Origin of the sequence: Pseudarthrobacter siccitolerans (assembly GCF_001046895.1) — a bacterium.
Classification (GTDB): Bacteria; Actinomycetota; Actinomycetes; order Actinomycetales; family Micrococcaceae; genus Arthrobacter; species Arthrobacter siccitolerans.
In genome coordinates, this window is record NZ_CAQI01000039.1 from 146441 (window position 1) to 158159 (window position 11719).

Consider the following 11719-nt stretch of genomic DNA (forward strand, 5'->3'; position numbering starts at 1 on the left):
GCAACAGAAAGAGCGGGCAGGGAACCGAAGGTTTCCTGCCCGCTCTTCTGTTTGCCCGCAAAGCCGGCACGGCTGCCGGCGCCGGTAACGGCCTACTGTGCCCGTTCGCGACTGGACCAGCCCACCGGGCCGGCAGATCCGGCGTCGTACTCGTCCAGCGGGACGCTGTCCTGCTGCCAGGCCTTCAGCACGGGTTCAACGATCCGCCAGCAGTCTTCTGCGGTGTCGCCCCGGACGGAGAGCAGCGGATCGCCGGCGAGCACGCCCTCAAGGACTTCACCGTAGGGCAGCAGTTCGGAGGCGCTCAGTTCAGCGTCCAGGGTGATCCGGGACAGGCTCAAAATTTCGCCGGGGCCGTTCACATCGACGTCGAACTGAAGCGTATCCGGCCCAAAGCCGATCCGCAGCCGGTTCGGCGAATCCACCCCCGTAAAGCCCTTGGGCAGATGGGGGACGGGCCGGAACGTCACCACAGCCTCCTTGCGCTTCACACCCATCGCCTTGCCGGAGCGGAGGATAAACGGGACACCCTTCCAGCGCCAGTTGTCGATTCCCACCTGGATCTGGGCGAGGGTTTCGGTCCCGCGGGAGGCGTCCACGCCCTCCTCCATTGCGTATTCCGGCACCTCTTTGCCTCCTACCGTGCCGGCCGCGTAGCGCGCCCGGTGTGTGGAGTCCGTGTACGGGGCGCTGACGCTGCTGGCGCGCAGGACGGTGGAAATGGCGTCGCGCAGGTCGCGTTCGCTTATGGTCGACGGCGGCTCCATGGCCATCAGGGCCATGATCTGCAGGAGGTGGCTCTGGATCATGTCCCGCAGTGCGCCCGCGCCGTCGTAATAGCGGGCCCGGCCCTCGAGCGCGAGGTCTTCGTCGAAGATGATCTCCACCTTTTCCACGTGATGCCGGTTCCAGACCGGCTCAAGGAAGTTGTTGGCGAACCGCAGGCCCAGGATATTCAGTACCGTGGCCTTGCCGAGGAAGTGGTCCACGCGGTGGATGTGGTCCTCCGGGACCAGGCGCACCAGGGTCTGGTTCAGCGATCGGGCGGATTCCTCGCTGGAACCGAACGGCTTTTCCATCACCAGCCTGGTGCCGGCCGGAACCTGCTCCGGGCGGAGGGTCTCGCAGGCCAGCTGGCTGATCCGCGGCGGCAGCGCGAAATAGACCGCCGTGGGACCCTCCAGTGTGGTGAGCAGCGAGGCCAGGGCGCCCTCGGCGGTGACATCGAGCTGGTGGTAGACCGTCTCCTTTTCCAGGTCCGCCAGGGCGCGTTGTCCCTCGGGACCCGCGGACTCCGCCGGCCCGGAAAAGGACTGATGCACCCTGTCCCGCCATTGCTCCGGAGTCCAGGGATCCGAGCCTGCCCCTACCAGCCGCAGCCCTGCCGCCCGCCCCGTTCCCACGAGGCGTGCGAGGCCCGGCAGGAGCAGCCGGCCGGTGAGGTCTCCGGAAGCGCCGAGGATGAGCAGGGTTTTTACAGTTGTTGGGCTCGTCATTTCGCCAGCATGCCACCTTGCGGGCCGGCTTGGTACCCTAGATAGTCGAGTCCCGATCATCCACTGAAAGAAGTGCACGGCACGTGTTCAATTCACTCTCTGACCGGTTGACAGCAACCTTCAAAAATCTCCGCGGCAAAGGCCGCCTCACTGAGGCCGATGTTGATGCCACAGTGCGGGAGATCCGCCGCGCCCTCCTGGACGCGGACGTTGCCGTTCCCGTAGTCCGTGAATTCACCAGCCGGGTGCGCGAACGCGCCCTGGGCGCCGAAGTTTCGGGCGCGCTGAACCCGAGCCAGCAGATCGTCAAGATCGTCAACGAGGAACTCGTGGAGATCCTGGGCGGCGAGACCCGGCGGATCCGGCTGGCCAAGAACGGCCCCACCATCATCATGCTGGCCGGCCTCCAGGGCGCCGGTAAGACCACCCTGGCCGGCAAGCTGTCCAAGTGGCTGAAGTCCCAGGGCCACAGCCCCATGCTGGTTGCCTGTGACCTGCAGCGCCCCAACGCCGTCACCCAGCTCCAGGTGGTGGGCCAGCGGGCCAAGGTACCCGTCTTCGCACCCCACCCGGGTGCCACGTCCTCCGAACTGGAGCACCCGGCAGGGGACCCGGTGGAGGTGGCCCGCGCCGGTGTCGAGGAAGCCCGCCAGAAGCTTCACGACGTCGTCATCGTGGACACCGCCGGCCGCCTCGGCGTTGACGCGGACATGATGGAGCAGGCACGCCAGATCCGCCGCGCCATCGTGCCCAACGAAGTCCTGTTCGTTATTGACGCGATGATCGGCCAGGACGCCGTGAACACCGCGCTCGCGTTCGACGAGGGCGTCAACTTCACCGGCATCGTGCTGTCCAAGCTCGACGGCGACGCCCGCGGCGGTGCGGCCCTCTCGGTGGCGTCGGTCACCGGCAAGCCCGTGATGTTTGCGTCCACCGGCGAAGGCCTGGACGATTTCGAGCTCTTCCACCCGGACCGGATGGCTTCGCGCATCCTGGACATGGGCGATGTCCTGACGCTCATCGAGCAGGCCGAGAAGTCCTGGGACAAGGACGAAGCTGCCCGGATGGCGAAGAAATTCGCCGACCAGGAGGATTTCACCCTCGAGGACTTCCTGGCCCAGATGCAGCAGATCCGCAACATGGGCTCGATGAAGAAAATGCTCATGATGATGCCCGGCGCGCAGAATATCCGCCAGCAGCTGGAGCAGTTCGACGAGCGCGAAATTGACCGCGTGGAAGCCATCGTCCGGTCCATGACGCCGCACGAGCGCCTTGCCCCGAAGATCATCAACGGTTCACGCCGCGCCCGCATCGCCCGCGGTTCCGGCGTGCACGTGTCCGAGGTGAACGGCCTGCTGGAGCGTTTTGCGCAGGCCCAAAAGATGATGAAGAAGATGGCCCAGGGCGGCATGCCGGGTATGCCCGGAATGCCTGGCATGCCCGGGGCCGGCGGCGGCGCCCGGAAGAACGCGAAGAACGCCCCCAAGAAGAAGGCCAAATCCGGCAACCCGGCCAAGGCTGCCCAGGAGCGCAAGGAAGCCGAGGCCCGCCGCGCGAACGCAGCCAAGGCCCTTCCCACCGGTGCCGCGTTCGGCCAGCAGTCCGGTGACTTCGACCCGTCACAGCTGAACCTGCCCAAGGGCTTCGACAAGTTCCTCGGCAAGTAGCCGCCGGTTCCCCGGGGAAGTAGCGCCAAGTTCGTTTTGACGGTCCATAACGACACTTGGCGCTACTCGCTTGGATGGTTCCCCGGGGAAGTCAGTGCCGTGGAATAGGGTTGGGTCATGTTCAAGCAGAGGGTAGTGTTCGTGCACGGCGCCGGCAGTTTCGGCTCCGCCGCCTGGCCGCGCCAGCACGGAATGGCACTGTCCTACGATGCTTTGTTCCTCCGCCGCCACGGCTATGATCCCGTGGCCGAGCCGGTTGAATCCTCCTTCGAGGAGGACGCCAGGATTGTGCTGCGGTCGCTGGCCGACGACGGCCGGGGCGCCGCCGGAGGGCATGTCGTGGCACATTCCCAAGGCGCCATCGCGGCGATGCTGGCCGCCGTCGAACGCCCGGACCTGGTCTTTTCCCTGACGCTGGTGGAACCGGCATGCCTGTCGCTTACCGCCGAACTTCCGGCCACTGCGGCCCACATCGGCACCATGCAGCCGCTCTTCGATGCCCGGCACCAGATGAGCGACCAGGACTTCCAGCGCGAGTTCGTCCGGCGCGTCTACGCCACCGACCTGCAGAAGCCAGCCACTGCCGAGGAGAAACGTTCCGCCCGGCGGCTCCGGCTGCAGGCTCCCGCCTGGGAAGCCCCGCTGCACATCGTTCCCGGCGTGCCCACCCTGGTCCTCACCGGGGGATGGGAACCGCTCTACGAGGAAATCGCCGGATACCTGCGGGAGACCGGCGCCCTGCACCGCACAGCGGCGGGAGGGCACCGGCCCCACGACTCCGTGGAGGGGGACCGCATCATCCGGTCCTTCATCCGGGACGTGGGCAGGGTGCAAGCACCCTGGGCGTCCTGAGGCGTCAGCTGCCGGAGGGGACGCTCAGCTCCGGAAGGTAGACCTTGCCGCCGGCCGCCAGGAACTCCTCGCTTTTCCCGCGCATGCCCGCTGCAGCATCGGCCAGCGCCGCCTGCTCCGCCGCGGAACCATACTCATCCCGGATGTCCTGGCTGATCCGCATGGAGCAGAACTTGGGGCCGCACATGGAGCAGAAGTGCGCCGTCTTGGCCGGCTCGGCAGGCAGCGTCTCGTCATGGAAGGCCTCAGCCGTCACCGGGTCCAGGGACAACGCGAACTGGTCGCGCCAGCGGAACTCGAACCGCGCCTTGGACAGGGCGTCATCGCGTTCATGCGCGCCGGGATGGCCCTTGGCGAGGTCTGCCGCGTGGGCCGCGATCTTGTAGGTGATCACCCCGGTCTTGACGTCGTCCTTGTTGGGCAAGCCCAGGTGTTCCTTGGGAGTGACGTAGCAGAGCATGGCGGTGCCGTAGCGGGCGATTTCCGTGGCGCCGATGGCCGAGGTGATGTGGTCATAACCGGGCGCCACGTCGGTGACCAGCGGCCCCAGGGTGTAGAACGGGGCACCCTTGCACAGTTCCTGCTGGCGCTCGACGTTCTCCCTCACCAGGTGGAACGGGATGTGCCCGGGGCCTTCCACCATCACCTGCACGTCGTATTCCCACGCCCGCTGCGTGAGCTCGGCCAGCGTATCCAGCTCAGCGAACTGCGCCGCATCATTGGCGTCTGCCGTCGCCCCCGGCCGCAGCCCGTCACCCAGGGAAAAGGCGACGTCGTACTTGGCGAAGATTTCGCAGAGCTCGTCGAAGTGCGTGTAGAGGAAGTTTTCCTGGTGATGCGCCAGGCACCAGCCGGCCATGATCGAACCGCCGCGGGACACGATGCCCGTTACCCGGTTGGCCGTCAGGGGAACGTACCGGAGCAGGACGCCGGCGTGGATGGTCATGTAGTCCACACCCTGTTCGCACTGCTCAATGACGGTGTCGCGGAAAATCTCCCACGTCAGTGCGTTTGCTTCCCCGTTGACCTTCTCAAGTGCCTGGTAGATGGGAACGGTCCCGATCGGCACCGGGGAGTTGCGGATGATCCATTCCCTCGTGGTGTGGATGTCGTCGCCGGTGGAAAGGTCCATCACCGTGTCCGCGCCCCACTGGGTGGCCCACTGCAGCTTGTCCACCTCCTCGGCGATTGAGCTGGTGACCGCCGAGTTGCCGATGTTCGCATTGATCTTCACCAGGAACGCCTTGCCGATGATCATCGGCTCGGACTCCGGGTGGTTGATGTTGTTCGGAATAATGGCCCGGCCGGCAGCCACTTCACTGCGGACCAGCTCCACATCGCAGTTCTCCCGAAGCGCCACGAACCGCATCTCCGGGGTAATCACGCCTTGCCGGGCATAGTGCATCTGCGTGACGGTTGCGCCGTCGACGGCGCGGCGGGGCACCGGCCGCGCGCCCTTCCACTCAGCGCTCGCCGCCCCGCGGCGGACGGCAGAGCGGCCGTCGTCGAGCAGGTTCCGCCCGCGCCCGCTGTACGTTTCGGTGTCACCGCGGGCTTCGATCCACTCCGCGCGGAACGGGGTGAGGCCGCGGACGGGATCACTGCCCGGACCGGCGGTCCGGTAGACCCGGAAGGGCCCGTTCGGCTGGCCGTTGGGTGAATCCGCAAGTTCGATTTCCGTGACCGGCACCCGGATTCCGGCCGCCTCATCCTGGACGAACGCCAGGGAATGGGACTTCAGCGACTGTGTTACCGGAGGCTGGTCCTGGCCACCTGCGGTTGTGCCGGACGGATTTTGGGCAGGGTTAAGCTGTGCATTTGGTGTACTCAAGGAATACTCACTTCCTTCGCCGGCATTACCCGGACAGGTTCAACGGTCGCAGGCTGCATCAGCCCGATCTCAGCCCCTGCAAGGGCACCCGTGTGGTCACCAAGAAGCTACCACAGCTGTCCGGAATGCCATTGTCATATCCCGTGGTGCTAGCCTTTCGGGGCGGGAAAGGGAAGCAGATCCATGGCAGAAATCATCCAGTTCAACGGTGCCGTGCTGACCGGGCCGGACACCGGGGTACGCGGGCTGTGGTCCGTTGGCGGCAGGCTCACGTTCCGGCGGCCGGCGGCGGAACCGGACAGGTTTCTGGACGGCTGGGTGCTGCCGGGTTTTGCTGACGCCCACTGCCATATCGGCCTGGGAACAGGGGGTGCTGTCGATGAAGCGACGGCGGAAGAACAGGCACGAACCGACCTGGAAGCAGGCACACTGCTGGTCAGGGATGCGGGTTCCCCCGCAGACACCCGCTTCCTCCAGGGCAGCCGTGCAGCGCCGGTGCTGATCCGTGCCGGGAGGCACGTAGCCAGGACCCGCCGATACCTCCGCGGCTTCGCCGAGGAAGTGGAACCCGACCGGCTGGTGGAGGCCGTCCGGAAGCAGGCGCGCGACGGCGACGGCTGGGTCAAGCTCGTGGGGGACTGGATAGACCGCGGCGCCGGCGACCTGGCGCCGTCGTTCCCTGCCGCCGTCGTCAAGGACGCCGTCCGGGCAGTGCACGATGAAGGCGCCCGGATCACCGCGCACTGCTTCGCCGAAGAGACACTGGACCAGATGCTGGACGCGGGCATCGACTGCGTCGAACATGCCACCGGACTGCTGCCGCGGCACGTTCCCCGGTTCGTGGAGCAGGATGTTCCCATCGTGCCCACCCTCATCAACATCGCCACTTTCCCGGACATCGCTGTGCAGGCCGAGCCCAAGTTCCCCCGGTACGCCGCACATATGCGCGCCCTGTGGGAACGCCGTGCGGAACGGGTGCTGGAGGCCTTTGAAGCCGGGGTGAAGATCTACGCCGGCACGGATGCCGGCAGCGTTATCGGCCACGGCAGGATCGGGGACGAAATCCTGGCCCTCCACCACGCCGGACTGCCCACAACCGCCGCCCTCGACGCCGCGTGCTGGGGCGCCCGGAAGTGGCTGGGCGCTGAGGCGCTCGAAGAAGGTGCCCGGGCCGACGTCGTCCTGTGCCGGCAGGACCCGCGCCGGGTTCTGGAAACCGTGCAGGAGCCGGCCCACGTGGTGCTGGGAGGGCACGTCGTACGCTGACCCGGGAAGTCCCGGAAGCCACTTGGAATAAATTGAAGCTTCAAGTAATTTTAACAGTGACAGGCCCACCAACCCGACGGGCCACAGCACCGGGAGTTTCACATGACTGCAGAAGCCGCCACCCAGGATCTTCTTCCTGCCGACCTCACCATGGGCACCGTGATGCTCAAGGTGGGCGACATGAAGGTCATGACCGACTACTACCAGCGTGCCCTCGGCCTTGAGGTAATTACTGAACAGGACGGCGGCCTGTACCTCGGCCGGCGCCGGAAGCCGCTGGTCCACCTTGCGCCCGCCCCCGGGCTGAACCTGCCCGGCAGGGGAGAGGCCGGCCTCTTCCATACGGCGCTGCTCTTTGAAAACCAGGCCGACCTTGCCGCCACCATCGCCACGGCGGCACAATTCGAACCGCGCTCCTTCACAGGCAGCGCCGACCACCTCGTCAGCGAGGCTTTCTACTTCAACGATCCCGAAGACAACGGTATTGAGCTCTACTGGGACCGCCCGCGCAGCAACTGGTCCTGGAACGGCACCGATGTGGTGATGGACAGCCTGGCCCTGCCGCCGCAGCGCTACCTGCAGCAGCACCTCACCGAGGAATCCCTGGAGCGCCAGCGCGGAACTGTTGCCGGGGTGGGCCACGTCCACCTCCAGGTAGGCGACGTCCAGTTGGCGCGCGACTTCTACGTGGGTATCCTCGGGTTCGAGAAAACCGCCGGCTGGCACGGGCAGGCACTCTTTGTCTCCGCCGGCCGCTACCACCACCACATGGCCATGAACGTCTGGAACAGCCGCGGCGCGGGGCCGCGCAAGGACACGTTGGGCCTTGGCGAAGTGCTCATCGAGGTTCCGTCCGGGGACGACGTCGGGGCGCTGGCTGACAGGCTGAAAGTCGCCGGGGTGCCTTCCCGCCACACCGGCGCTGAACTGCGGTTCGAGGATCCCTGGCGCAACAACATCCGGGTCACGGTCCGCTGACACCGCTCGCCCCCCGCGCCGGCAGGCGTTGCCGCGCCGGGGCGGGGCGGCCTGTACTAGGCTGAAGCCCAACGGCCGGGGTGGCAGACACTGCCCGCCCAGTGGACCGAACCGTCAACGGAATGAGGGTAATTCCCATGGGCTTCACCGAGATCTTTGTCGCTGACCATGCGGGTGCGCTGAAGCGCGCCGGGGTGCTGGACCAGGGCGGCAGCCAGCCGGCTGCCCAGGCCCTGCGGATCCCTGACATCAGCGACTTTGAAGTCGAGCAGCTCGGGGAACTTGCAGGCGCCGCCGTGCATGCCGGCGGAGCGGACTATGAGCTGACCATGGTGGACGTTGCCAGCGATTCGCTCCTGGCCGTACCTCCGGCCATGGTCCGCGCGCTCGCGGACCTGCTGACCTACGAAACCGAAGGGGAGGGCAACGTCCTGGACGACGTCGCCGAACGGTGGGCGGCCCAGGATGACATGCCTTTCGACTCAGCCCAGGCCCGGACCTACGTCCAGCAGTTGGCTGAACTTGCCGGCGGCATCGACGACTCGGAACGCAGCGGCCTCTACGTCTGGACTTCCTAGGCTTCCCGCCCGCAATCGGCGGGCAGGGTGTCAAGTCGAAATCCGGGCGCTCATCTGGCACAATAGACAGGTACTCGATCTGCGTGGCCCCTCTCTCCGCGTCCGGATCCTGTCCTTCGAACCCGCAAGTACGGCCCGCCCCACGGGTGCAGAACGCCGGGCTCACCCCCTTTTCTGAAACAGGAGTGACCACAAAAGTGGCCGTAAAGATTCGCCTTAAGCGCTTTGGCAAAATGCGCGCACCGTACTACCGCATCGTCGTCGCTGACTCACGCACCAAGCGTGACGGACGCGCCATCGAGGAGATCGGCAAGTACCACCCCACCGAAGAGCCCTCATACATCGAGGTCAACTCCGAGCGTGCGCAGTACTGGCTGTCCGTCGGCGCCCAGCCGTCCGAGCAGGTTGCCGCGATCCTGAAGATCACCGGTGACTGGCAGAAGTTCAAGGGCCTGCCGGGCCAGGAAGGCACCCTGAAGACCAAGTCTGAGAAGCCTGCCTTCGTTGCCCCCGAAAAGGGTTCTGTGATCATCCCGGAAGCCATCACCAAGAAGGCCTCCAAGTCTGACGCAGCCGAGGCACCTGCCGAAGCCGAAGCAGAGACCACCGAGGCTGAGTAAATTGCTGGCAGAAGCGCTGGAACACCTGGTCCGGGGAATCGTTGATTCCCCGGATGACGTCAAGGTCAGCTCCAAGAGCAACCGCCGCGGGGATACCCTCGAGGTGCGCGTTCACCAGGACGACCTCGGAAGGGTGATCGGCCGCCAGGGCCGCACGGCACGCGCACTGCGCACCGTTGTGGCAGCCCTGGCCGGCGGCGAGCCGGTGAGGGTCGACGTCGTCGACACTGACCGCCGCCGCTGAGCGCTCGGCAACATCAGCTTTGCTCCGGCCCCTCCACCCATGGTGGAGGGGCCGGAGTGCTTTCACCGGCACCCCCGGACCATACGGAACAGACACATCGAACAGAGGAACACATGCAGCTTCAGGTGGCACGAATCGGCAAACCCCACGGCATCCGCGGGGAAGTAACGGTCCAGGTCCTGACCGACGCCCCTGGAGACCGGTTCGTACCGGGCACCGAATTTGTGGTCGAACCGGCCTCTGCCGGCCCGCTGACCGTCAGCAGCGCCCGCTGGAACAAGGACATCCTGCTCCTCGGCTTCGAGGAAATCGAGACCCGCAATGACGCGGAAACCCTGCGCGGGGCCAAGCTCTTTATTGAAACCGAGGAACTCGACGAGGACGACGACGAAGGCTGGTACGAGCACGAGCTCGTGGGACTCGAGGCCAGGGTGGGATCCCAGGTGGTGGGCAAGGTTGCCGCGCTGAACACCATGCCGGTCCAGGATCTGCTGGTGGTCACCACCCCGGGCGGGGAAGAGATCCTCATCCCCTTCGTTGAGCAGATCGTTCCCGAGGTCAACATCGAGGAAGGGTTCGTGCTCCTCACCCCGCCGGACGGCCTGTTCGAGCTCAACGCGGACCAGGACGCCGGCACTGATCCGGAAAGCAAAGCCTAAATGCGGATCGACGTCGTCAGTATCTTCCCCGAATACCTGGCACCGCTGGAGCTTTCCCTGATCGGCAAGGCCCGCCAGGACGGGTTGCTGGACCTGCACGTCCACGACCTGCGTGCCTTCACCACCGACAGGCACCGGACCGTGGATGACACTCCGTACGGTGGCGGCGCGGGCATGGTCATGAAGCCCGAGCCCTGGGCGCAGGCCCTGGCATCGATCGCCGGGGGTCGGCCCGAGGATGCAGGACGGCCGGTCCTGATTGTCCCGTCGCCCGCGGGGGAGCGGTTCACCCAGGCCCTGGCCTACGAACTGGCCGAACAGGAGCACCTGGCCTTTGCCTGCGGCCGCTATGAGGGCATCGATGAGCGGGTCATCGAATGGGCCCACGAGCACTTCACCGTCCGGCCCGTCAGCCTGGGCGACTACGTCCTGAACGGTGGTGAGGTGGCGGTGCTGGCCATGGTCGAGGCCATCGGCAGGCTACTGCCCGGCGTCGTCGGTAATCCGGAATCACTGGTCGAGGAGTCACACTCCGACGGGCTGCTGGAATACCCGGTGTACACCAAGCCGTCCGTCTGGCGGGAGCGGGAAGTGCCGGCCGTCCTGCTCAGCGGCAACCACGGAAAGATCGCGCAGTGGCGCCGGCACGAACAGTTCCGCCGGACGGCGGAGCGACGGCCGGACCTGCTCGAAGCGTTCGACGCCGGAAAGCTGCCCCGTGCCGACCGCACAGCACTGCAGGACCTCGGGTACGACGTCGTCGACGGGCGCCTGCAGCGCCGCCCCGCCCACCCGGACGAACAGCCGGGCTGACCCGGAGCTCCTTCGGCCCGCAGGATTGGCTGTCCAGCGCGGACTGTGGCAAAATTAGTCCTTGTGTCTGCTGGGTCCGCACCTGCCACAGGGGGAGCGCAACCAACAGCTAAGACAACCGGCCGCATCAATCAGTGAAGCGGCCGGACTACTAAACTTTCGGCAGCAATCTCCAGTGCGCCATCAGCGTACGGGCTTGGCTGCCGTGACCCAAAGTGAATGACCCGTGGCGTTCACCAGGAGTGCACTCATGCATATTCTCGATTCCGTAGATGCAGCCTCGCTGCGCACCGATGTTCCCGCGTTCCGCGCAGGTGACACCCTCAAGGTTCACGTGAACATCATCGAAGGCAAGAACACCCGTGTCCAGGTATTCCAGGGCTTCGTCCTGGGCCGCCAGGGCGAGGGCGTCCGCGAGACCTTCACCGTCCGCAAGGTGTCCTTCGGTGTCGGTGTGGAGCGTACCTTCCCGGTACACTCCCCGATCATCGAAAAGATCGAGGTCGTCACCAAGGGTGACGTCCGCCGCGCCAAGCTTTACTACATGCGCGCGCTGCGCGGCAAGGCTGCGAAGATCAAGGAAAAGCGCGACTTCAGCACCGCCAAGTAAGTCCTACCGGACCTACCAGGCAGGGCCGCAGCCGTACCCGGCCAGCGCCGGAGCCATGCACCAGCGCCCAGGATACGGACTTATGGACCACACAAAACGCAGCCC

12 protein-coding genes and 1 riboswitch are annotated in these 11719 nt (G+C 66.0%); of the genes, 10 read left to right on the forward strand and 2 right to left on the reverse strand.

Annotated elements, in window-relative coordinates; translation table 11 throughout:
• Window positions 1-92: 92 nt before the first annotated feature.
• A complete protein-coding gene (locus ARTSIC4J27_RS08255; protein WP_050054714.1) occupies window positions 93-1496 on the reverse strand; it encodes a glucose-6-phosphate dehydrogenase in 1404 nt (467 codons plus the stop codon).
• A gap of 83 nt (window positions 1497-1579) precedes the next feature.
• On the opposite strand from ARTSIC4J27_RS08255, the gene ffh reads away from it, so the two are divergent.
• A complete protein-coding gene (gene ffh, locus ARTSIC4J27_RS08260) occupies window positions 1580-3163 on the forward strand; it encodes a signal recognition particle protein (RefSeq protein WP_050054715.1) in 1584 nt (527 codons plus the stop codon).
• Between the two features lie 117 nt (window positions 3164-3280).
• Window positions 3281-4015: an alpha/beta hydrolase gene (locus ARTSIC4J27_RS08265; RefSeq protein ID WP_050054716.1), complete on the forward strand. Its 735-nt coding sequence runs from the start codon at window positions 3281-3283 to the stop codon at window positions 4013-4015.
• A 4-nt stretch (window positions 4016-4019) separates the two neighbouring features.
• Here ARTSIC4J27_RS08265 and thiC read toward each other — a convergent pair whose 3' ends face one another.
• The gene (thiC, locus tag ARTSIC4J27_RS08270) at window positions 4020-5846 is read right to left on the reverse strand and encodes a phosphomethylpyrimidine synthase ThiC (protein WP_050054717.1); all 1827 of its coding nucleotides are present in this window, start codon (window positions 5844-5846) and stop codon (window positions 4020-4022) included.
• Window positions 5841-5948: riboswitch (TPP riboswitch) on the reverse strand. Its footprint overlaps the gene before it by 6 nt.
• Window positions 5949-6029: 81 nt before the next feature.
• Here thiC and ARTSIC4J27_RS08275 point away from each other — a divergent pair.
• The 8 genes from ARTSIC4J27_RS08275 to rplS all read left to right on the forward strand — a co-directional run bounded on the left by ARTSIC4J27_RS08275 (window position 6030) and on the right by rplS (window position 11614).
• The gene (locus ARTSIC4J27_RS08275; RefSeq protein ID WP_050054718.1) at window positions 6030-7112 is read left to right on the forward strand and encodes an amidohydrolase family protein; all 1083 of its coding nucleotides are present in this window, start codon (window positions 6030-6032) and stop codon (window positions 7110-7112) included.
• Between the two features lie 102 nt (window positions 7113-7214).
• Window positions 7215-8090, forward strand: coding sequence for a VOC family protein (locus ARTSIC4J27_RS08280; RefSeq protein ID WP_050054719.1), 876 nt, complete (start codon window positions 7215-7217; stop codon window positions 8088-8090).
• 137 nt (window positions 8091-8227) lie between these two features.
• On the forward strand, window positions 8228-8668 hold the full coding sequence (locus ARTSIC4J27_RS08285; protein ID WP_200900771.1) for a hypothetical protein: 441 nt from the start codon (window positions 8228-8230) through the stop codon (window positions 8666-8668).
• Window positions 8669-8865: 197 nt separating this feature from the next.
• Complete coding sequence (rpsP, locus tag ARTSIC4J27_RS08290; RefSeq protein ID WP_050054720.1) at window positions 8866-9288, forward strand: 30S ribosomal protein S16; 423 nt, start codon at window positions 8866-8868, stop codon at window positions 9286-9288.
• 1 nt (window position 9289) lies between these two features.
• Window positions 9290-9532, forward strand: coding sequence for an RNA-binding protein (locus ARTSIC4J27_RS08295; RefSeq protein ID WP_013601399.1), 243 nt, complete (start codon window positions 9290-9292; stop codon window positions 9530-9532).
• A 113-nt stretch (window positions 9533-9645) separates the two neighbouring features.
• Complete coding sequence (gene rimM / locus ARTSIC4J27_RS08300; RefSeq protein ID WP_050054721.1) at window positions 9646-10191, forward strand: ribosome maturation factor RimM; 546 nt, start codon at window positions 9646-9648, stop codon at window positions 10189-10191.
• Window positions 10192-11004: a tRNA (guanosine(37)-N1)-methyltransferase TrmD gene (gene trmD / locus ARTSIC4J27_RS08305; protein ID WP_050054722.1), complete on the forward strand. Its 813-nt coding sequence runs from the start codon at window positions 10192-10194 to the stop codon at window positions 11002-11004.
• Between the two features lie 250 nt (window positions 11005-11254).
• Window positions 11255-11614, forward strand: coding sequence for a 50S ribosomal protein L19 (gene rplS, locus ARTSIC4J27_RS08310; RefSeq protein WP_050054723.1), 360 nt, complete (start codon window positions 11255-11257; stop codon window positions 11612-11614).
• Window positions 11615-11719: the final 105 nt, after the last annotated feature.